14 protein-coding genes are annotated in these 21,898 nt (G+C 55.7%); 9 read left to right on the top strand and 5 right to left on the bottom strand.

Annotated elements, in window-relative coordinates; all coding sequences use genetic code 11:
- Positions 1-663 precede the first annotated feature (663 nt).
- The 9 genes from INR77_RS05975 (at position 664) to INR77_RS05935 (ending at position 12,981) form a co-directional block, all read left to right on the top strand.
- On the top strand, positions 664-5,088 hold the full coding sequence (locus INR77_RS05975; protein ID WP_223073018.1) for an NACHT domain-containing NTPase: 4,425 nt from the start codon (positions 664-666) through the stop codon (positions 5,086-5,088).
- A gap of 247 nt (positions 5,089-5,335) precedes the next feature.
- Positions 5,336-5,623: a type IV secretion system protein VirB3 gene (locus tag INR77_RS05970; RefSeq protein WP_223073017.1), complete on the top strand. Its 288-nt coding sequence runs from the start codon at positions 5,336-5,338 to the stop codon at positions 5,621-5,623.
- Positions 5,602-7,977: a VirB4 family type IV secretion system protein gene (locus INR77_RS05965; RefSeq protein WP_223073016.1), complete on the top strand. Its 2,376-nt coding sequence runs from the start codon at positions 5,602-5,604 to the stop codon at positions 7,975-7,977. The genes INR77_RS05970 and INR77_RS05965 overlap by 22 nt, the downstream gene beginning before the upstream one ends.
- Positions 7,977-9,167 (top strand): type IV secretion system protein, encoded by a 1,191-nt coding sequence (locus INR77_RS05960; RefSeq protein ID WP_223073015.1) that lies wholly within the window; start codon positions 7,977-7,979, stop codon positions 9,165-9,167. Before INR77_RS05965 ends, INR77_RS05960 begins: the two co-directional genes overlap by 1 nt.
- On the top strand, positions 9,164-9,901 hold the full coding sequence (locus INR77_RS05955; RefSeq protein WP_223073014.1) for a virB8 family protein: 738 nt from the start codon (positions 9,164-9,166) through the stop codon (positions 9,899-9,901). The genes INR77_RS05960 and INR77_RS05955 overlap by 4 nt, the downstream gene beginning before the upstream one ends.
- Positions 9,898-10,599 (top strand): TrbG/VirB9 family P-type conjugative transfer protein, encoded by a 702-nt coding sequence (locus INR77_RS05950; RefSeq protein ID WP_223073013.1) that lies wholly within the window; start codon positions 9,898-9,900, stop codon positions 10,597-10,599. Before INR77_RS05955 ends, INR77_RS05950 begins: the two co-directional genes overlap by 4 nt.
- Positions 10,596-11,621: a TrbI/VirB10 family protein gene (locus INR77_RS05945; RefSeq protein ID WP_255573964.1), complete on the top strand. Its 1,026-nt coding sequence runs from the start codon at positions 10,596-10,598 to the stop codon at positions 11,619-11,621. The genes INR77_RS05950 and INR77_RS05945 overlap by 4 nt, the downstream gene beginning before the upstream one ends.
- A complete protein-coding gene (virB11, locus tag INR77_RS05940) occupies positions 11,618-12,595 on the top strand; it encodes a P-type DNA transfer ATPase VirB11 (RefSeq protein ID WP_223073012.1) in 978 nt (325 codons plus the stop codon). The genes INR77_RS05945 and virB11 overlap by 4 nt, the downstream gene beginning before the upstream one ends.
- Positions 12,592-12,981, top strand: a complete 390-nt coding sequence (locus tag INR77_RS05935; RefSeq protein WP_223073011.1) for a TrbC/VirB2 family protein — start codon at positions 12,592-12,594, stop codon at positions 12,979-12,981. The genes virB11 and INR77_RS05935 overlap by 4 nt, the downstream gene beginning before the upstream one ends.
- A 436-nt stretch (positions 12,982-13,417) precedes the next feature.
- On the opposite strand, the gene INR77_RS05930 is transcribed toward INR77_RS05935, so the two are convergent.
- The 5 genes from INR77_RS05930 to INR77_RS05910 all read right to left on the bottom strand — a co-directional run bounded on the left by INR77_RS05930 (position 13,418) and on the right by INR77_RS05910 (position 21,513).
- Positions 13,418-17,758, bottom strand: coding sequence for an RHS repeat domain-containing protein (locus tag INR77_RS05930; RefSeq protein ID WP_223073010.1), 4,341 nt, complete (start codon positions 17,756-17,758; stop codon positions 13,418-13,420).
- A 96-nt stretch (positions 17,759-17,854) separates the two neighbouring features.
- Positions 17,855-18,268, bottom strand: a complete 414-nt coding sequence (locus INR77_RS05925; protein WP_223073009.1) for a hypothetical protein — start codon at positions 18,266-18,268, stop codon at positions 17,855-17,857.
- Positions 18,269-18,291: 23 nt separating this feature from the next.
- The gene (locus INR77_RS05920; RefSeq protein ID WP_223073008.1) at positions 18,292-18,708 is read right to left on the bottom strand and encodes an Ig-like domain-containing protein; all 417 of its coding nucleotides are present in this window, start codon (positions 18,706-18,708) and stop codon (positions 18,292-18,294) included.
- Positions 18,709-19,255: 547 nt separating this feature from the next.
- Positions 19,256-20,419, bottom strand: a complete 1,164-nt coding sequence (locus INR77_RS05915) for a tyrosine-type recombinase/integrase (RefSeq protein WP_223073007.1) — start codon at positions 20,417-20,419, stop codon at positions 19,256-19,258.
- Complete coding sequence (locus INR77_RS05910; RefSeq protein WP_255573963.1) at positions 20,416-21,513, bottom strand: site-specific integrase; 1,098 nt, start codon at positions 21,511-21,513, stop codon at positions 20,416-20,418. The genes INR77_RS05915 and INR77_RS05910 overlap by 4 nt, the downstream gene beginning before the upstream one ends.
- Positions 21,514-21,898: the final 385 nt, after the last annotated feature.

Below are 21,898 nucleotides of genomic sequence, written 5' to 3'. Positions count from 1 at the left end.
CCAGTTTTCAGGCGGCATCGCTGCGTACGGTGTGCTGTCAAGTTTCAATATGCGGCGAGGGTTCCAGTCACTTGGGAGTATCGTTCAATATACTGAATTTTCGCAACTTTTTATGGAGCGAGAGCCGGTGGGCATTCTGGGGACAAACTGGGAACTTAGGCGAGATCGGCTCTGGGCTACTGACTGGCCTTAGTTTTGAGTGAAACGATGATGAAAATGAAATTCTTCGTAAGCGGAAATTTGGCGAACAGCGAACAGAATTGCGGCCTCTGACCGGCTACGGAAAGCACTTTCGCTATCCCCATAGCTTCGCTTCGGGTAATGTCTCGATCAAGTCAGGCGACTACTTTTGATGAGATCAAATTGCCCTCGACATGAAGCTTCCTTCTGTCCAATCCGGGGGGAGAATGGCCGATCAAACAGCACTTGCCCGGCATCTACTGGGGCTTTGTTCCGCCCGCCGATAGCGCCGATGAAGGGGCTTGTGTGGGGCGCCTCGCGCCTAAACCAAGTCTGCTTTGCGCCCCAATATCGGACGTTGGTGTTGCTCCATCATACCCGGAAAGCTGACACTCGTTGACAACGCTCAATAGGGTAGCTGACCACTATCTTTAAAGCAGGTGTGCCGCCTACTATCTTCTTCTTATGCTGCTAGAAATCATCTTGGGTGCGCTTGCCGGTGAATCTGTTGGCTGGGGTGTGTCCGCCGGAAAGAAGTTACGCGATAGCCGTGCGGCACAGCAGGAGCTGGCAGAAATTTGTGCGGCTGCAATCGAAGCATCAGTCGAGAAGAGTCCTGCATTGGCGGAAGACCTTCGGTCCGAGACTTTCGTTGCTCAAGTCCTGATTCCAACCGTCGCGTCGTCTGTCGATGACCCGTCTCAAATTCCAGATACAGAATCTCTGATCGCCGAGTTCATTAATAGATTTGTTACACGGTTCACCAATGATGATACGGTCGATGAAACACTAACACGGATTTTCCATTCAGGCCGGCAAGAGCTGGAACACTTCTTCACCGAGTTTTTTGCCAGCCTCAAATCCGGCCTCTATCAATCAAAACACTGGCGTGCAGAGGCTTCTCTCCAAACATTGGAAGCAACGAACAAGATTGCCGCCAAGACCCTCGAAATCGTCGAAGAGATGCGGTTTGCGGCGACCAAGAAGCCCATCGATATTGAGAAGGCGAAAGAGGATGCGTTCGAGGGTTCAAGCGATTTGCGAGCGTGGCCTAAGGATATTCTTGGAGAGCGGATAGCCCGGCCCGCTTTCAATCGGATTCTCAAGCACATCGCTTCAAACAAGTCGGGCACATCGCTTATCATTGGAGAAGCAGGCTCTGGCAAATCCGCCCTGATGGCCGAGCTGACCGAACATCTTGAGCAAGAAGGAACACCGGTATTTGCGATCAAGGCCGACATACTCCGCGAAAGCTCGGTATCGCTGTCGGACCTGGAGATTGATCTAGGTTTGGAAGGCAATTTGCTGGAAGAGATTTCAGTGATCGCTGATGAAATTCCAACAGTTGTACTGATTGATCAGCTCGATGCGGTCAGCGAAGTCATGGATCAATCATCGAATCGTATGCGGCTGCTCATTGGCTTAGTGAGAAAAATCAGAAACCTGCGGTCTGGGGCTGAACAAGCACCAGTGCATGTTGTCGTAAGCTCAAGGCCGTTCGAAGCGGCACACGATGCGAGATTTAAACAACTTGAGGCGGACGATGAGTTCCAACTCGAACTGCCTAGCTGGGAAACTGTCGCGGGGTTCCTTGACAAACTGGGAATTGACCCATCTCAGGTCGCCGAAAGCCTTCAAGATACGTTACGCCGTCCGTTTGCCTTGAAACTCTATGTTGAGATCATCAAGCGAGGTGAAAGCGTAGAAAATCTATTGGGCTCGCAGTTGTTAAGCCGTTGGCTTGCTAGCTGTGATCTTGGCAGTGATGAGCAGAGAAATCAGTGCATCGAGCTGATGACGGTGCTCGCGAAAGATATGATTGCCAGCGAGGCACTCTGGCGACCGATAGATACCTATGAAAGTAAATGGAGAGAGGCGCTCCTACGCTGCGAAGCAGCAGGCCTAGTAGTAAGACAGGAGCCGAATCTGGGCTTCTCCCACCAGTCATGGCTGGATGATTTCCAGGCGCGATCCTTCTCCTCCGGGCATGATCTTGCCGAGTATGTTTGGGAAAAGCAGGATAGCTTGTTCGTCCGTGCGACAGTCCTTCGTTCGCTTCAAAGGCTGCGATGGGTCGATATAGACAAATACCGACTGGCGATTGACGCGCTTCTGTCGAGCAACAAAACCCGCCGTCATGTTCGTCATCTTGCGGCAGACATCGTTTCGATCAATGCGCTGCCCGACACCATCGAAATCGCATGGATTGAGCGTTTCATCCGCGATGATTCTATTCTCGCTCGTCGCTCCTTAAGCAACGTTGTGAAATTTTGGGACGGTTGGCGAGATCATGTTCGTGACCAGCTTCCAACACTCATGAGGAGCGAGGAATATCGGTGGATTGCTGCTTCTCTTTTGGCGGCAGAAATGGACCATGATTCCGATTTTGCGACAGGATTGATCGAGCAAGAATGGGACGATGCAGAATTTGACTACATCGCATTTCGCACATTCGAACAGGCTGAGTTGTTCACCGACAGGATCAAGGAACATCTGCAAAAGATGTTCGGGCGTTCGCAGATCGATGATTACGGGGTATCTCATCTGATTAGAACACTTAACTCAGACGGTCGTTTCGTTGAATCTGCCGACGTTCTGGCGCTTTGGATTGAGCAATTGGAGGTTGATCGATACCGCACAAAGACTCTCTACGACCTTCATAAATTTGCCGAAAAGGCACCTGCAGAATTTGTGAGAGTGCTTCTACCTTGGTTCGTCGGGCTAGCCCAATCTGCTGAATCCGCCGACTTTGGCTATCGCAATCAATATGCCCGTGTGGACGTGCTCCCTTGGGATTGGGATGATCCCGTTAACAAGGATGATCCTTTTGCCGTGCTCGAAGCCGCACTAAAGAAACTTGCTGAGGAAAATCCAGGAGAAGCATGGGCGGTTCTGGAGCCGGTTGTCGAGATCGAGATCGACCAAGTCCAGGAGCTGATCGCGGGCACTCTTGTGGCTGCGGGCGAGAACCTCCTTAAAGAGTCATTTGAATTTTTGATGGCCGATGATCGGCGCTTGTTTATTGGCAATCCGACCGTAGCTTTACGAGATGGGGCCATTGGATCTGTCCCAGGCCTCATATCGCAGGAATTAATCGAGGCTGTTTCGCCCCATTTGCCTGTAGAGAAACTGGAATTGCTGCGCGACAAGATCGAAGCATGGCAGTGTTATGAGGACGAAGAACTCCAAGAAGGTGAAGCGTCCCTGAGGAGAGATCGACAAAGGTGGACCGACCAATTCCGCTTGGCGATGCTGGAGAGATTTCCGCAAGACAAAATTTCCGCTCGCAGGCGACGTCAAATCTTGGAGTGGCGCGCGAAAAATCCCCGACATCTAAGCCGATCCCGTCATCATATGGCCTCGTTTGTCGGCTCCCCGATGGATCACGAACAGATGGGCAAAGCGTCGGATGACGCGATCATGGGGATGCTCGGAAAAATCAATGATGTGTCACCAGAGGGTGATCGATTGGAATATCCCACATCGCGCTCAGGCGGAGTGGTAGAAGTTTCTCGCGCTTTTGGCGCTTTTGGCAAACAGCATCCAGATCGGGCAATTGCCATAGCACTGGACCGACTGGAACCAGGCAAACATGAGTATACTGCCGGAGAGTTGGTCGATCAGCTAGGTGGCGGCAACGGTCAAGGGGACAAGCCGGATCAAAAGCTCGCCCAGAAAGTACACGATCTCGTTCTTGAGCTAACGAAGCGAGGCTTCCATTCCGATAAATGGTATCAACGTGCGGCTTCGGCGCTTGGCAAGGTTGCCGGTATATTAGACGGCTTGCCTCACGATACGCTCGAATTGCTGGAAAGCTGGCTGGAATGCGATCCAGACACGGAAGCCAAACAAATACAAGACCGGTTGGAGTTCGAGGAACGCCACGAGAAAACCGATACAAGACACGAGAACGAGTGTCGAAGCATCATGTTTGATCATGGCATTGGCGGAATGCGGATATTGCCGCACCACAATTACACAATACTAAGTGCCATACACCATGGGCTCACTTACCGGGACGAAGCCGATTGTGACGGATGGCTTGAAGTGTTGCAACGCCATGTCGATCGCCTTGAAGACCCAGCGATTTGGCAAGCTGTATTGAGCTACCTGGGGCGCGCTCTGTTTTGGGCTGATCGCGGGGAGACGCAAAAATTCGTCCGACAGCTCTGGGAGAAAGACCCCTCAATCTTTGAGAGTTTGGATGTTGTGGTGGCGATCTGGCCAATCAGGGGCATGGTGCCGGAAGATTTGCTTCTTGAAATGCTCAACCATTGGCTTGGCAGTGATAATCTGCAGATTGTGCAATGCGCAGCCGAGTTTGTGACGGCCGAAAGCCTCGTGAATCCTGATAATTCAGAGTTTGCAGCGCTGGCCCGTACGCTACCAGATGGCGATGAACGGGCGAAACAAGGGTATTTTCTCGCTACAGCTGCCGCTTGGAAAGAAGACAGCCACGGGCTGCGCGGTCGTTCCCACGACATCCTTATCAACGCCCTGCCGCAGGCTGCTGGCGATGATGCCAAAGCTATCTCGCGAGCGGTAGACCGTCGCAGGAAGCTACAGCCCGACCAACACACTCGGGAGTTCCTTGAAGCGTTGTTGGGCAATGATGAAGCTTTCGACGAAGCGTTAGGATTCAATTTTGCGGAGGCACTGCAGACCCTTCTCCTACATGCCGACTTCGATGAGTTACTGCTGGATATTTGTGGCAAAGCCACGGAAGTTCTCGCGAACGACAAGAATGGCCAAGACAGGTTGTTGGGGCGAGAACTGGTTCAAGTTTGCATATCTCTCATGCGGAATGATTCAGCAATCAGGAAAAGGGCCATGGATATTTATGAAGCTCTCTTGGACTTGAACATTTATGGTGCCGAAGAAGCGGTGCGGGATGCGACGGGGCGGTAATTTTTCTCACTGACCCTTCTAAAGCAGACAGTCCGCTAACGGCCCACATGACGCCATAGCCTCGCGTCTGAAATTGGGGTTGGGAGCGGACAAAAGCTGATCACTACTCCGGTCAATCACTCCACAAAGAAAAATGCTGTGCAAATGTCTGGTGAATAGATAGTCCTATGATTGCATTGGGCCAACAAATTCTCTGCATTGCTCTTCGGGCTTGGAGTTTCTCGAATCGTGATCTTTGAGGGTAGCAATGGACCATCAATTGCAGCGCAATACGCTGTTTGTCGCGCTTACGCGTCCGCAGATGTTTGCTGGTGTCACCTACACCTTCTTTGTCATCAACGGCATTATTGCAGTTGAACTTTTCCTTATCTTTCAGGCTTGGTGGGTGCTACTTGTGGCAGTCGTAATCCACGGCATTGGCATGCTTGCTTGCCTTCATGAACCACGCATCTTTGACCTTTGGATAACCCGGGTGCGCAACTGCCCTCGCGTCAAGAATTATGGCCTTTGGAAATGCAATTCCTATCGGCCTTAACGCGAGATCCAAAAACCATTGCCAATGAGGCGCCAGCGGGCACGCATTTGCCTTACGCGCGCCATATCGACGATGTGACAATCCAGACCCGTGACGGCCTTCTTATGCAGACCATAAGGCTTGGTGGGCTCTTGTTTGAGACGGCCGATACTGACGAACTGAACTACCGCGCAGGCTTGAGAGATGCGATGCTGCGCACTTTGGGTAGTTCGCGCTTTGCGATTTATCATCACGTGGTGCGTCGCCGGGCTGAGGCCGAGTTGGACCCAGTGGCGGCTGACGACTTCTCTGCTCGACTTGATGAGCAATGGCAAAGCAAGCTTGAGGACAAGCAACTGTTCGTGAACGATTTATTCGTCACGATTATTCGCCGTCCACTGCAAGGCAAAATCGGTATCGCTGACCGTCTGCGCAGCTGGTTTGCCAATAGCGCCGACCGGAATTCAAACCTCATCGCCTCAGAGAAGCACGCGCTTGATCGTGCGCGGGAGGCCTTAGTGGCGTCGCTTGGGGCATATGATCCCCATGTGCTTAGTCTCTATGATACGCCCCTTGGCAAGCGCTCTGAGCCGCTGGAGTTTTTGTCCTGCCTCTTCAACGCTGAAATGAAGCCTGTTGCTTTGCCGCATGGTGATCTGGGACACTTCATTCCATCGCGCAGGGTGAGCTTTGGGCAGGATACGGTGGAACTTGGAGCAGCCGGCGATGCGCCCCGCCGGTTTGTCGCGCTCGTCTCGATCAAGGATTATCCGAGCTCGACCTTCCCGGGCATGTTTGACGAGCTCTATCGGCTGCCGTTCGAGCTTCAGGTCTCGCAGAGTTTTGCAATGGTTGAGCGGGGACAGGCGCTTAGTCAGATGAACTTGTCCTTGCGCCGAATGAAGTCGGTCGAGGATGAAGCGCTCTCGCTGCGCGATGAGCTAACCGATGCCAAGGACGAGGTTGCAGCAGGCCGCGCAGGATTTGGCGAGCATCACACAAGCATAGCGGTTCATGCGGACTCATTGGAGGACCTCGAAGCTCATGTCGCTGAAGTCATTGCACTTCTGGCTGATCTGGGTGTCAATGCAGTGCGCGAAGACATCGCATTAGAACCAACTTTCTGGGCACAATTTCCCGCTAACTTTCGCTACATTGGCAGGCGCGGGCTTGTCTCAACCTCAAATTTTGCTGGGCTTGCGAGTCTACATAACTTCCCCGTCGGAAGGGCAAGGGGTAATCACTGGGGCGACGCAGTCACCTTGTTTGAGACAACGGCTGCCGGGCCCTACTTCTTCAACTTCCATCAGGCAGATCTTGGTAACTTTACCGTCATTGGCCCATCTGGCTCGGGCAAGACAGTGGTGCTCAACTTTCTGCTGGCACAGGCTCGTCGTTTCAGCCCTCGCATCATTTTCTTTGATAAAGACAGAGGTGCAGAACTATTCATCCGCGCGATTGGTGGACAGTATGACCGGCTGAGACCAGGCACCAAAGCGGGGGTGAATCCGCTTCAAATGGAAGACACGCCAGCCAATCGACAGTTCCTTCTGGATTGGATCGGGCTGCTAGCAGGCGGCGCGAGCACGAATGAGCTAGATGCCATCCGTGACGCGCTCGACACGAGCTTTGCGCAACCTGCGGAAAAGCGCCGTCTGAGGCATCTGGTTGAGCTCTTCCGCGGAAACGCAAGACCTGAAGCTGATGACCTTTACTCGCGCCTTCGCCCATGGTGGGGCGATGGCGAGCGCGCATGGCTCTTCGACAACGAGCGCGATCTCACCGACCTCAATGCAGAAACGGTTGGCTTTGATATGACAGCCATCCTCGATGACCCAGCCTGCCGTACTCCTGCGATGTTCTACTTCTTCCACCGGGTGGAGGAACGGTTGGATGGCACACCGTCAGTCATCGTAATCGATGAAGGCTGGAAGGCGCTTGATGATGAAGTCTTCGTGCGACGGATCAAGGATTGGGAGAAAACCATCCGTAAGCGCAATGGTATCGTCGGTTTCGCCACACAAAGCGCTTCAGATGCGCTGGAAAGCCAGATTGCAAGCGCCATCGTTGAACAGGCCGCAACCCAGATTTTCATGATCAACCCCAAGGCGCGGGCGGAGGATTACATCAACGGTTTTGGCCTTAGCCGCCATGAGTTTGATCTTGTGCGCACGCTCCCAGACACCTCGCGCTGCTTCTTGATCAAGCATGGGCGTGAGAGCGTGGTGGCGCGGCTTGACCTTTCCGGTGAGGCGGATCTTCTGACAATCCTGTCGGGCCGCGAAAGCACAGTGCGGTTGTTCGATGAGTTGGTTGAGCAAACCGGGCCAGACCCCGCAAACTGGCTTCACCGATTGATCGAGCGGGCCGCATAATGGCTTGCCCCCCAATCATCACCGGCGACGAGTTTCTCGAACGCACGCTCACGCATATCGACTGCCAAGCGCAGCTGATTGGTTCCTATGGCTTTCAGGCCTTGGGGCAGCCTGGCTCAACAGCTTCGCTTGTTCTTTCTGGTATGCTTGCCCTTTTCATCGCGCTGTTTGGCGTTCGGCTCCTGTTCGGTCCTCAGCCAGCCGCGCGCGATGTTGTCTTTGATGTGATCAAGATTGGCATCGTACTGACTCTGGCCCTGTCCTGGCCAGCCTTCAGAACTGTGGTCTACGATGTTACCCTAAAGGCACCAGCTGAGGTCGCGAGCGTCATCCAGACCTCGAGCGGCAATGGCGGTCCTCAAGGCTTCACCCAGCGGCTGGAAGCTGCAGACAACTCGCTTGTTGCGCTCACGACCATCGGCACCGGGCGAAATGTAGCTGCACTTGTAGGCGGCGACGAGGCTGGCAGCACCTTTCGTTCAGCGGCGATTGAAGACGATACAGGGTTCGGCAGCGCGCGCGTACTTTACCTTGCAAGCGTGATCGGAACGCTCGGGATCTTGCGGATAGGGGCAGGGCTGTTGCTGGCGGTCGCGCCGCTCGTTGCAGGGCTGTTCTTTTTCTCACAAACGCGCGGCATTTTCGCCGGGTGGATCAAGGGGCTGGTCTTCACCATTGCCGGATCGGTCGGTGTGACCATCGTCTTGACGGTCCAGCTTGCAATTCTGGAGCCGTGGCTTGCGGACGCCTTGGAAGTGAGGGACCTCGGATACGCAACGCCGGCGGCCCCGACCGAGATTCTGGCGATCATGCTTGCGTTCCTTCTGGTCAAGATCGGTGTGATCTGGCTCCTTGCAAAGGTCACCTTTTACAGGGGCTGGCTCACTTTGCCCGATGCACCAGCATTGCGCGGTGGTTGGAACAACGCAGCGCCAGCGGCAGGCTCGCAGCAATCGCCGCGCGATACCGGGATGATCCGGGCGGAACGCATCAGCACTTTCATCGAAAACTCGGTTCGGCGCGAACAATTGATCTCAAACGAAAGGCTGACGCGGGCATCTGATGATAGATCCGCGTCACAAGGCGCAGCTCAGCCAATTTCAACCAACCCACCGCGTCTTGGCAGTTCGTTTCGAAGAACTAACCAGCGCACATCGCGTGCAGCGCGCTTAAGAGACCAGCAGTCATGAACGCGAACACTGACATTGACGTGACCGATCTTCCGGTCTCTGAAGACTGGGCGAAAAGCGTCACTGATGACCTGGAACGCTCTAGCAGGCGAGCTTGGGTCGTTGCGATCATCGCGGCTGTTGTCGCACTTTTAGAGGCCGTTGCGCTGGTGTTTCTGATCCCGCTCAAGACTGTGGAGCCCTACACGCTTCTAGTCGATCGCCAGACCGGAAATGTGGAAGCCCTTGCCCCAATGAGCGCCCAAGTGGTGGCTCCAGACACCGCCTTGACACGGTCATTTCTGGTGCAATACGTCATAGCCCGCGAGAGTTTTACGCAAGCCAATTTGCAAAACGACTATCGCAAGGTTTCCCTTTGGTCAGACAGCAATGAGGCCGCTAGATACCAGCGTTTGATGGCTGCAGGAAACCCTTCATCTCCGCTCAGCTTTCTGCCTCGAGGGGCAATTTTGCAGACTGAAGTGCGCAGCGTCTCAGGCCTTCGCGATAACCAAGCGATGGTGCGATTTACAACGACGCAGTCCGATGCGCGCGGCAATGCTCAGCAGCCGCAATATTGGGTGGCTATCATTTCATACGATTTTGTTTCGGCGCAAATGAGCGAAGCCGATCGTTACATAAATCCGCTGGGCTTCCGCGTGACGAGCTATCGCCGGGACGCCGAGACATTGCCGGAAGATGGTATCGTGAATGGAGTGCAGATTCCTGCTGAGGTCGAGGGAGCTGTGCAATGAGGGTGCTTGCGTCATTGGCTCTCTTAATGCTGCCCGCAGCCGCGTCTGTAGCGCAGACGTTCCCTGCTCCCGACGCGAGCAATCCGCGCATTCAATCGGTCCATTGGTCGCAAGGTCAGCCGATTGTGCTCACTGCACTTCCTGCAAGCACGCTTACGGTCATGCTCGAGCCGGGCGAGGCAATCAATCGCGCAATGCTGAGCACAAGCAGAGGCTGGGATGTGTCCGTTCCAACCGAGAGAAACACATTGCAGATCACTCCTCAAGCTGATGCAGGCCCAGCGACCCTCTCGGTCGATACCGACCAGCGCAGCTATGAGTTTGTGCTTGAGACCGGCGAAGGCTTAATGGCCGCCTACCTTGTCCGTTTGGAATATGGCCCCACGATCGAAGCGCGGGCCACAACAGAGGCCTTGGCACCAGAAGGTCTCACCTGGGGTTATCGTTTGCGGGGGGACCGCGAAGTTCGCCCCCAATCGGTACGCGACAATGGCGAAAAGACGGTCATCACCTACGGACCAGACCAAGCTCTGCCAGCCGTCTTTGCCATCGGGCCGACGGGCGATGAAGAGGTGGTCAATGGCCATATGCGCGGCGATGTCTTTGTGATCGACCGGGTGCACGAAGAGCTCGTCTTCCGCATCAACCGCGACAAAGCGACCGCGCGGCGCAACAAACGCGAGGATGGCGCATCATGAGCACCGCAGAACCCAAGGACATCCGGCCTATCGTTCCCACCGGGTCGAGCAATGACTGGGGAATGTGGGCGTTTGGCGCTGTCCTCATCATTGGCGGGATAGTTCTCTACAATGCGCTCGGTGCGAGCGAAGATGAAGCTCAGGTGCCAAGCGTTCTGGCTACCAACGAGAGCCCGCCAACAACGAGGATCCAGTCCCCGCCGCCATTGTCCCTGCCGGAGCGGTTCCGAGAACCGCTTCCACCACCAGCTGAACGAGCACCGGTCCTTATACGAACTGCTGCGCCGCCAATCATTCGATCGCCAGCCCCTTCTCGACAACTTCCCCCGCCACTCCCTGTTTTTGAGCCTGCGCCGCAGCCGCCACGAGCCGATCCTGGCCCACAAGTGGTGTTTCAGGCTCAAGCTCAAGCGCCGATTTCGCCAAGCGCTCGGGGCGCAGAGGCAGAAGGCGTTGAGCGTGTTTCGGCAGACCGACTGCGCAACCCTTCTTTCACAATTCCCCAAGGCACCGTCATCCCAGCCGTTCTTGAGACAGCCTTGGATTCGACGCGGGCTGGCGGGGTCCGGGCATTGGTCCAGCGCGATGTGATGAGCTTTGACGGAACCCGCGTGCTGATCCAGCGCGGCAGCCGGCTTTACGGTGAGTACGAAGCCAACCTTCAATCGGGACAGAACCGCGCGCTTGTCCAGTGGACGCGGCTTATCCGCCCGGATGGTGTGACCATTGCCCTCAACTCGCCATCCTCCGACCCGCTTGGGCGCGCTGGTATTCGTGGTAAGGTCGATAGCAAGTTCCTCCAGCGTTTTGGCGGAGCCATCTTGCAATCGGTCCTCGATATTGGCGTGGGGCTTGCCGTTAATGAGGCGAGCGATGGAGTGTTGGTCGCGCTTCCGGGCAGCACACAGAACGTGCAGATCGCACAGCCGGAATCCATTCGGCCCACGCTTAAAGTGCGGCACGGGACCAGCGTCTCTGTCTTTGTCGCGCGCGATCTCGACTTCTCGAGTGTGGACCGATGACCACGGCGGAGGCGGGTTACTATCTTGATAGCTTTCTTGCGCCGCTTGCCCCGGTGCTGGACCGTAGCGATGTCACTGACATCTGGATCAACCGTCCGGGCGAAGTTTGGGTAGAGAGCCTTGGCGGCGGTATTGAGCGTCTTGGCAATGACGCGCTCGATCTGAAGCTCCTCGAACGCCTAGCGCGCCAGATTGCCGCCCATTCCTCGCAAGGGATAAGCCGCGCACAGCCATTGCTTGCCGCGACCTTGCCCGATGGATCGCGTGTCCAGATCGCCTCCCCGCCCGCCACGCGCGAAGGGTATGCCTTTGCTATCCGCAAGCATGTCTCTGCCAATCTCGCGCTGGCCGATTGGGAGGAGGCGGGTGCGTTTGACGAGGCAGCAAAGAATGATGGTGAGCTCGAGGCAGAGCGCTCCTTCCACTCCCTCGTCGGCCCAGAGGCAGCCGTTGCCTTGCGAGAGGCGGTGCGTGCGCGGCGCAATGTGCTTGTCGCAGGGGGAACGTCTACGGGTAAGACCACCTTCCTCAATTCGCTCCTTGCAGAGATACCGCTTGAGGAGCGGCTGGTGCTGATCGAGGACACGGCTGAACTGCATCTGGCGCATGAAAACGCTGTGGGCCTCATCGCTGCGCGCGGGGAACTCAGCGAAGCCCAGATTACGGCGGAGGACCTGCTGATCGCGGCGCTTCGTATGCGGCCTGACCGGATCATCCTGGGAGAGCTGCGCGGGGTGGAGGCCTTCACCTTCCTTCGCGCGGTCAACACCGGGCATCCCGGCTCCATGACCACTATCCATGCTGACACGCCTGCAAGAGCCATCGAGCAGCTTGCTTTGTTGGTGCTGCAAGCGGGCTCCAAGCTCAGCCGCGAAGAAGTGCGGCACTATGTGCGCCAGAGCGTTGATGTGTTTGTCCAATTGGAGAGGCGCGGCGGAAAGCGGCGGGTGTCTCAAGTGTTGGCGGCCGCATGATGGAGAGCGCGGTGTTGAAGCTGCTGGCTGTGCAGCCAAGCCTGTTTGAGCCTAGCGGTTCCTCACCTTTGCAAGACGCAATGGGGTGGATCGCCGAGCTTATGCAAGGGCCGCTGGTGGTGACGCTGTGTGTGATTGCAGTGGCGCTGGTGGGGTTTGCGGCGCTGGGTGGACGTCTGCCGGTGCGCATGGGCGCAAGAGCGGTCTTGGGGTGCTTTGTTGTGCTGGGCGCGCCGGTGATTGCGTCTGCGCTGATGTGGCAGGGGGAGGAGCCTTCGCCCCAAGTGATCTACCAAGCCGAGAGTGTGGCGAGCGAGCCCCCAAGGCCCGAGCTGCCTCCTGCGGACAATGATCCCTATTCAGGAGCCTCGTTGAGGCGGGAATGATAGTGCTGACTTCGTTCAATATTGGCTGTCGGAGTAAATCGGAGCATCCCAAGTTATAGGCTCGGAGACAAAGTTCGAATTCTCGCATAGCATTCAGAAACAGCCTCTAGATCTTTGAGCATTACTTTTCCATCCGATTCCATATGCAACGCTAGCTGGGATTGAGGCCCCTTATACAAATAAGCGCGACCAAAAAATTCCGAACCTACCGAGAAACGAGGCGGTTCACCTTCACCTGCAGGATATAGGAATAGTGTCTGTCGATCACCACTTTTCGACATGAGCAACACATCCAAGAAGCCAATAGTGTATAAAAGCCTATCGGTGCCAGTGACTACCGGAAAAAGCTTGGCTTTTGTGGACAGCATTGTCTGACGGTGCTTGGCCCTATTGTAAAAATTGCATAATTTTATTTCGAACTGCATATGCTTCGCTCTTACCTTCCAAATCGCAATCGCTGTGTTGAGATAATTTGAACTCTTGCTGGGTTTGCGAGAATAAATTCAAAGGCACCTCCAGAATAGGTCCTTCCATCGACCTCCTGCGGCGCTGCGATCCGCTGCACGGCAATATTGCTTTTTGCGACCCACGCTGATGTGACAAATGTCGCTGAGTTCCATCTTCGGGGAAGCGCAAGTGCTTGACGCATTTCTCTCTCATTCGGATAGGTTTGCGGGGGAGCCGAGGTCCAGAAGTAGCCCTTCATCTTGGCCGGCCCACCCCAAACCCTATACAGTTTTACTCTTTCCTTTGGCAGCATGGCTTCCAGGATTTGCTCAATTGTAAGAGCTGATCTTACTGTGGGGTTTATGCTTGCCCAGGCTTCTGCGACTCCACCACGTTGGCCGGCTTGACCTCTTGTAGAACCGCTAGCAGCTGGTGCACGCGATTGACTAGCCGTCGATCCGATGCCGCTCGCATCTGAGTCAGCACTCGCTCCACCACTTCCCATACCCAGCGCTGCTGCAGCATCTGGTGAATAATATGATTGGGCGGCGTCCGCTGTGTAGCCCTCAACGGTCTCAAACCCGTCACATGCTTGCACACTGTGGCACGACGACATCCCAGTCGGATCGGTCGCATTAATCGGATCATTCCCGACATAAGCGTAGAGGTTATACTGGTCCTCATAGCCAATCGGATCGGTCTGCATAAACCGCCCGAGCCTTGGCGAGTAGATGCGGGCTTTGTAGTAGTACATTCCCAGCTCTGGCAGCCACGCTTGCCCAGTATATTGGAACCGCCCTTCATTGGTGGTCGCAGGCTGTCCATACTCGTCATAGCTGTTGATCTCAGGCGTCGCGCCTGTCGCGCCAGCTCTCAGCACAATGCTGCCACGCGCGTCGGTGTAGAGATTGGTGCGGTCAGCGGGCGCTACGCCTGCGCCTGTGTATTCCGCAATCGGATCGTCCACGCCTTGCAGCGGGCCATGGACATAACGCTTTAGCATCGCGCCGCTCGCATTGTACTCCGCGATCAGAGCATCGCCGTCATAGAGCATGGTGATCGGCCCTTGGGCCACGCCATTGATGAAGTTCTCGATGCTGTACAAGCGTCCCAGCGGGTCGTATCTGAGCTGCGCCTTGAGCTCTCCTGCATAGGAAAGGTTGGTGCAGTTGATGGTCCCGGGCGCAGCGCGCATCTCGACCAAGCGGTTCTCTACGTCATAGAGATAGACAAACTGACCATCGGCTGTGAGATTGCCGTTCTTGTCATAGCAATAGGTTTCGCCCGAAACGCTGGTGTATTGGTTGAGGCCGTTGGTCACATAAGAGCGATCGAGCGGAACAAAGTCGCCCCAGGTGTAGCTGTCATTGCTCTGCGTCTTGGTACGGATTTGCGAGGCCGGATTGCGGGTGTAGCTCCAGGTGACATTATGGGCTGGCGTTTGAGCGTAAATGCTCGTCGAGCTCATCCGGCCGATGGGATCGAAGCTCCATTTCTGATAAGGCGTATTGCCTCCGCCGCGCCAAATCTCCTCCAGCTCGCCGCGATGGGTGTATTGGTAGTCAACGAAGAGCTCGCCTTGTGGCGCGGTCATATGATTGAACTGACCGCCGGGGTGGTAGTACGAGCGGAAGGCCTGATTGTCGGGGTGCTTGATCTCCCAACGCTGCCCATCGACCAGATACTGCGACTGGATCGCTCGGCTGGTGCCCGAAGTGTTGTCGGTGACCGAGGTCATGCGGCCATAGCGGTCATAGACGGAAGTGGTGCCAACGCCTGTGTCGCTGTCAAATCGAGCGTGAAGCTGGAGATCCCGCAGGTCGTATTCGTAGAAGACATCGCGGGTGTGGATGGGGTCGAGACCTGCGCGCATGGGCACGGTCTTGCGCGTCATCCGGTTCAGATTGTCGTACTCGTATGTGAGCACAGAACCATCGCGCTTGCGCAAGCTCGTGCGGTTGCCGTTGGCATCGTAGCCATAGAGCTCATAATCATTGGGGTTGATTGCGCCGGTGGTGACGGGATCGGGGAAGTACCAATGGGTCTGACGATCAAAGCCGTCATACATCATGCTCGCCTTGTACCCGCGCGCGTCGGTCATGCTGGCCATCTGGCCGTTGGGGGTGAAGGTGAAGGTCGCGTAGTCGCGCACTAGATTGGTGCCGAGCGCTTGCTCGATACGCTCAACGCGGCCTTCGGTGTCGTAATGCTGGCGGGTGATGCGGTCTTGCTCACCGCTCGCACCTGGTGTCCCAAGCGTACAAGCATCGGCAGGCGTGCTCGCCAAGTTCATGCGCACCGCTGAGCATTCCTGACGGTTCAGGCCATCATAGCTTACCTGCGTGATCGAATAGGGCGTACCGCTTGCATCTGACACGGTGGTTTGGGTCACCAGACGCCGCGCGTTGTAGTCGGTGAGAGTGTCGGTGATGACGCCGATAAAGCTGATCGTTTGATTTGGGTCCTCGGTGGTGGAGCCTGCGACATAGCCGGTCTTAACTCGCTCAACCTGATCATCGGCTGTACGATACTCGGTGTAAGTCGCAGGACGGAAGCCATCTTCGCCTTTCGGACCGATCTCCCACTCTTTGCGTCCCACATCGTCATAGCGTGCATAGGTGGCATCATCGCTGCCGGGGAGAGGACCATCGACGACAGTTTGGCGACCTGCATCATCGTAGTCGTAGACCGTCGTTAGTGGTCCTTGCCCAAGGCCGTCGGTAACGCTGACAGTCGCGTGAAGCGATGTGTCTTCCCAATAGGTGAACTCTTGGACGAAGGAATCGGCGGTGCCGCAAGTGAGCTCATTGCCTGCCGCATCGGCTTCGCAGACTTCGGTTTTGGTGAGCCTCCAAATCCCACTCGCGCTTTGCGTATAGGAATTGATCGTTTTGCGGCGAATGCCGTTTTCGTCGGCTGGCTCAAGCTGGGTGGCCAACCCGCCATGCAGTTCCCAAGTGTAATCGGTCTGGTTGCCCTTGGCGTCGATGGTGTAATCAGGGCGGAAACAGAGAACGCCAATGCAGGGCCAGAAACCAGTACTGCTCGCATAATAGGCGGTCTCAACGATGTCTGCCTCACCTGAACCCGGCTTAGCGACCATTCGGCGCTCTGTGATGTTACCAAGCCCGTCATAGGTCACCCTGACCTTATTGCCCTCAGGATAAGTGATTGAGCGCAGGCGACCGGCGGTGTCATGGTTGTAATCCGTGTGCTGCCCTTGTGAGTTCGTGACCCTCGTGATTTGCGGCGATTCATCCGAATTAGCCGGAGGATTACTGTTGTAAGCTGTCCTAGTGCTCCCATCAGGTGCGGTGATAGTCACACTGTCGAACCGTGGCGACATGGAATAGTGCGAATATGAGAGGTTCTGATAGCTATAATCCCACGTCACACCGTCATTCGTGACTTGGCCCACAGGTTGTTGGTATGCGGAACCGCCGGACGCTGCCGTCGCTGTGTAGTGAGCGGTGCTCTCGCCGGGGAGTGTGAGAGATGTGGCATTGACCAGCGCTGGCGCATCAAGTGAGAAACTGCAGCTTCCACAATCCCATTCGCGGCCATCAATATCGGTGACAGTGGTTCCACTGTATGTGTACTGAGCAAGCGGCGTTGATGATGCTGTGCCCTTGTAGATTCCTGCGCTTGCAAGCTGACGCCACGTGCTCGTGTTTCCGGTGTTCGATTGGTAAGTGAAGCGCAGCTCATAACCGTTGTTGCTCGATACCTTGGTTGGCCGATGGTATCGCAGCACAAACGAACCATAATTCACATTGTAGGTTTCATAAGTGAAGGTGTGAACTTCGCCATCGGCATAGCTGACCGATGACGCATAGTACAAAACCTTCAATTCACTGGGATTGTCGATCCATGCCATTTCTTGATCGAAGGCAACCCGCGTAGCTGAACCTCCATGCCAGAAATCGAACGTGCGCGACCCGAGCCCAACAAAGAGCAGCGATCCATCAAGCCCTTTTGGTTGCTGCGATGTGCATTCTCCGTCGAGGCATCTCATTGAGGAGGATGTCACCCCGCCACCGTTGACACTGACGTTGCCCTCAACAGTCATTGCGCCCTGAGAGAACGTCCCATCCAGAAACGGCAGCAAGTCATTCATTCGATTGAATTGAAGTCGCCCTGCACCTGGCACGGTGAGCGCAGGGAGCCTGCTCCGCGTCTGACCGGTAAGAAGGTCAACACCATTGGGGTCTGGTTCAATTTCGAGGGGATTGATTTGCTGAGCGGCGACGGGCGTTACCCAAGCAGTCGTGCCAATAGCTGCGATCATCATGAAGACTGCGGTGACCAAACGGCTTAAATTCCATCGCATCAACTTTACTCCCCCGATGCGTAAGTTCTGCTGATCGCATATCGCTCGCGATCGCCTGTGCCAGTTTTTAGGCACCTCAATAGTGCTTAAGCGCGCTCACCCGCGCTTCCTTTGCCAGCGCTCGGTGGCTGCCTCAGCCATCCCGCACAATGTCTGCGGACGCACACCCCAACGATCAGAATACGCTTGTTGGACGCCATCAAGCGGCAGCGAAGCAAGTTCACAAATCTCATCGCGCCAAGCATGGCGAGCTGCACGAGAGCCAAAGGCTTCTCTGCACCGCGTTAATCTAAAGCCTTTATCCCGCATTGCCTTGCGATCTGACCCTGGCAAAAGAACATAAAGGGTCGCGCCACTTTCAATAGTACGCTTCATGCAGATGGGCGCACTGCCAGATTGTCCCGGCGCAGTTTGCGCCATAGCGGGATCGAAGCCTGAGCTGGCAAAAGCAACGCCAATCAGTGCCATCCCGGCCAGTCCGACCGGCCATTTTACGTCCGAATTGACCAAGTTTTTTCTCCGATCGTGAAACATCATTGCAGCGGACCGCCGCCACCACCGCAATTCGTGACATCGACTACAAGTGACCCGGTCGAAGCAGCGCCTTGTGAATCCTGCACGGTGTAAGTGAAAGAGCTCGTGCCGGTCACCGATGCAAAAGCCACCTGTACAGATGAACCGGAGGTAATGTTCGCATTCGAAGCCCCGCTGTTGCGCGTTACGTCGGTCAGCGTGAGCGGATAGTCACCTTCCGGATCACTATCATTTGCGGTCAGATTGACGGTCGCAAAGGAAGAGCACGAGCCAGAAGCACTGTCCGGATTCGTATTTGGCGGATTGTTGGAAGGCGGCGGAGGTGGAGGTGGTGGAGGCGGTGGTGGAGGTGGAGGCGGCGGAGGAGGAGACGTGCCACTAGTGCACTCAGTCGCTCCAGCGCTTTCGTTGGCCACATATTGAGTTCGGTTATCCGCCTCATCGTAGCAGATGGACTGGGTCTCACTGTCGCTTTGACCTCCCGAAGTTACAACCTTCACGATACGTCCAAGAACATCATAAGTATAATCTTCAGTGCTCGATTGTGCATGAGCCGGTGAAGCGCAAGCAAGAGCGGCGAGCGAAGCACTCGCGAAAAGCGAATTTCTTAGCATACTTTGGGAACCCTCCCCCCATTACATTTGAAGAGGTAAATTACAGAACGGACGCAAATCAAGTGAGGCAAAAAAGAACATCAATCCGATGTTTAAATGCCAAAGAACGCCGCATTTCTGGGGTTAGAGAGCCAAATTCCGAAGTATGGCCGCCGAGAGTATTTGGCAATTATCCACAGATAGAATGAACTTGTTCGAAGGGCTTCCAAATCGGTTCACCGTCAAATCTCGATTTTAGCATATGCCCGCGCATCAGCAATTACTCGAAAACGCGTCCAGATCGACCCTGCAAGCACACTTGAGAGCAATATCCGAAAGTGGGTCGTTTGCTGAATGTCTGCTTCTAGAGCTACTGCTCGAATAGCTGACTTCTTATCTCGCTTCCCACCGTCGTAACGGTTTCTCGAAGGTAAGCATCATCAAGATGTGCGTATCTGGTAGTGGTTCTAACGTTACTATGACCAAGCAAACTTCCAATCATCGGAAGCGTCTCGGACGAACGAGCAGCAAGACTTGCATAGTTGTGCCGCAGATCGTGTAATCTCACATCCTCGATGCCCGCTTCTACCCTCAGCATGCGCCAGAACCATTCGATTGCAGAGACGGGCAGCACATCGAACTGGAAGACGCGCTCGTGGCTCCTTCTGCGCGGCAAGCGATCAATCACTGCTCTTGCCTCTTTGCCAAGCCATACTACACGTGGCCCAGTCTTGGAGTCGGTCAGTTTGAGCTTACGGCCCTGAACCTCGCCCCACGTGAGGTTGAGGATTTCGCCGCGCCGACATCCGGTCAAAGCGAGAAGCGAAATGACCGCAACCTCGTTCGGTTTAGCAGCGCGATGGCGTGACAGCGCTTCTCCAAGACGGGCCATTTCGGCTTGGCTCAGGTAGCGTTCGATCTTTCGACCTTTGTTGCGCTTCACGCCACGAAAGGGATTGGAGTGCTCGGGGAGATAGCCCCATGCTTCTGCTTTGCCGAACATCGCCTTTAGGATTTCCATAGCGCGGTTTGCCGCGCCAGGTCCTGCCGATCGAGTTAGCGTTGCGTGCCAGCGCACGGCATCAGCGTGGCTGATCTCGTCAATGAACTTCCCGGCGAACGCATCTTCCAAGTGCGTTCGCCGGTAGATGTCATGTATCTCAAGAGTGGATGGCTTCCAGGTCGGAGCCGCCACCTCCCAATAGTGTCGAAGGAAGGAAGCGTAGGTCGGCGTCTTCTTCGCGCGTTGCTTCTTGTCCGCCGGATTTTGGCCAAGTTCGATCCTCAAAATGAGGCGACGTGCGACATCCTTGGCGATCCGCTCGGTCAGAATAGCAGCATCGCCGATAGTAATGAGCCGCTGCTTGCCGCCCATCGTGCGCTGCAGGACGTAACTCTTCCTGCCGGACAGATGGATACGCTCGCCAAAACCGGGAAGGACGTAGTCAAACTTCGTACGACGCTTTCCAGCATCGCCCGGTACGATGCGCGCCAGCTCCTCGGCAAGGATACGCTTGAGGTCATAGCTGGTCATGCAGTCATCCCCATCGATTGTGCGAGGCTGGAACAGATGCGGTCGGCGCTTTCCGAAATCACCTCGTCCGCGAGGTGCGTATATCGTGCAGTTGTTTCGGGCAGCGCATGACCGAGCAGCTTGCCAATGGTCGCAACCGGAATGCCTTTCGCGATGGCCACTGAGGCGAAGCTGTGACGTAGGTCGTGCAGGCGTACATCGGGCAAGGCTGCCTTGCGCCTGATCTTCTCCCAATGCTGGCCCAGGTTAATCGGCTTCTCGCGATACGTTGCCGGGAACACGAGCTGATCCTCTGCGCGCCGTTGCAGAGTATCGAGAACATCAATTGCCTGCGGGTTGAGGTAGATCGTCTTCGGGCCGGTCTTGCTGTCAGGCAATGCGAGGCGAGGTATCTGGACGAAGCGCCAGCGCAGGGTCGCAATCTCTGAAACCCGTGCACCGGTATAGATCAGCAATAGCAAAGCTGGGACCACGAACGCATTGGCTCCGTTGTGCTCTGCCAGCACCTTGCCGAGCCTTCGATATTCATCGGCTGACAGATAGCGTTCCGGCAGGTCCCGCTTGAAGCGAGAGACGCCGCGACACGGGTTGGTGTTCTTCTCGCGATAGCCGAGCTTTTCGGCATATTGCATCATAACCGACATGACCGGGATGCTGCGATTAAAGGCTCCTCCCACGTCAACCATGCTGTCTCGCCAGCGGTTGATGTCAGCGCGTTCAATCGCATCAACACAAAGCGTCCCAAACCGTGGGATCAACCGCTTGTCGATGTAAGCCCGCGACGTATCGCGCGTTGAAGTCTTCCAATGCGGCGAATAGTCGAGCCAGAATTCCTCGGCGAAGTCTGCGAAGAGCGGAGCCTTATGCTTCTCCGGAGCAGTAGGCAGATCGGCAAGCGTCGCCTTGATGAGCAATCTGCGCGCGGCAGCGCGCGCGGCGGGAGCGCCCAGCGCACCTGCCGCCACTCCCGCGCTTCCCAGCGTCACCATTCGCTGCACGCCTCGCGGCCTGTGCTTTACGATCCAGGTGAGATGTCCTGACTTGCGCTTGCGAAGTCCGAAGCCGGGAAGCTCTGTATCCCATGTGATACCCACAGGAAGCGACTTTCGCCGAGCAACATAGCCGGTCAGTTTGAGACGATGGGACTGCCTGCGGCGGGATACTTCTGTGCCTTGGCTACCGTCTGATTGCCCAGCTTCTCGGACTTGCGATGCTTCTGTTTCTTTTTGCTTTTTTGCCATTCCATGCAGCTACCGCTGCGTACGGTGTGCCATCCCTCTACAATTGCGCGGGCCGACCCAGAAATGATTGCGGCTCTCTGATCGTGGGGCTTGGCAATCCTTGCCAAAGGAGCGTGAGCAACCTTTCGCACGAACCGGTGCCTGCGAGCGGTCATGTCGAAGCTACACCCTCAACAAGAGGCAGCACCTGCGCAAGAGGGACCGGCAAAGGACCAAGTGTGAAGCGGCGGGAACGGGA

Source organism: Erythrobacter sp. SCSIO 43205, assembly GCF_019904235.1.
GTDB lineage: Bacteria > Pseudomonadota > Alphaproteobacteria > Sphingomonadales > Sphingomonadaceae > Erythrobacter.
The sequence above is the reverse complement of the archived record's forward strand: the minus strand, read 5'-3'. Positions and strand labels throughout refer to the sequence as shown.

Bases quoted from the DNA above. Each gene is read 5' to 3' on its own strand.
- INR77_RS05955 (WP_223073014.1), top strand. From the start codon at position 9,164: ATGAACGCGAACACTGACATTGACGTGACCGATCTTCCGGTCTCTGAA.
- INR77_RS05970 (WP_223073017.1), top strand. From the start codon at position 5,336: ATGGACCATCAATTGCAGCGCAATACGCTGTTTGTCGCGCTTACGCGT.
- INR77_RS05965 (WP_223073016.1), top strand. From the start codon at position 5,602: ATGCAATTCCTATCGGCCTTAACGCGAGATCCAAAAACCATTGCCAAT.
- INR77_RS05935 (WP_223073011.1), top strand. From the start codon at position 12,592: ATGATGGAGAGCGCGGTGTTGAAGCTGCTGGCTGTGCAGCCAAGCCTG.
- INR77_RS05930 (WP_223073010.1), bottom strand. From the start codon at position 17,758: ATGCGATGGAATTTAAGCCGTTTGGTCACCGCAGTCTTCATGATGATC.
- virB11 (WP_223073012.1), top strand. From the start codon at position 11,618: ATGACCACGGCGGAGGCGGGTTACTATCTTGATAGCTTTCTTGCGCCG.
- INR77_RS05960 (WP_223073015.1), top strand. From the start codon at position 7,977: ATGGCTTGCCCCCCAATCATCACCGGCGACGAGTTTCTCGAACGCACG.
- INR77_RS05950 (WP_223073013.1), top strand. From the start codon at position 9,898: ATGAGGGTGCTTGCGTCATTGGCTCTCTTAATGCTGCCCGCAGCCGCG.
- INR77_RS05915 (WP_223073007.1), bottom strand. From the start codon at position 20,419: ATGACCAGCTATGACCTCAAGCGTATCCTTGCCGAGGAGCTGGCGCGC.
- INR77_RS05945 (WP_255573964.1), top strand. From the start codon at position 10,596: ATGAGCACCGCAGAACCCAAGGACATCCGGCCTATCGTTCCCACCGGG.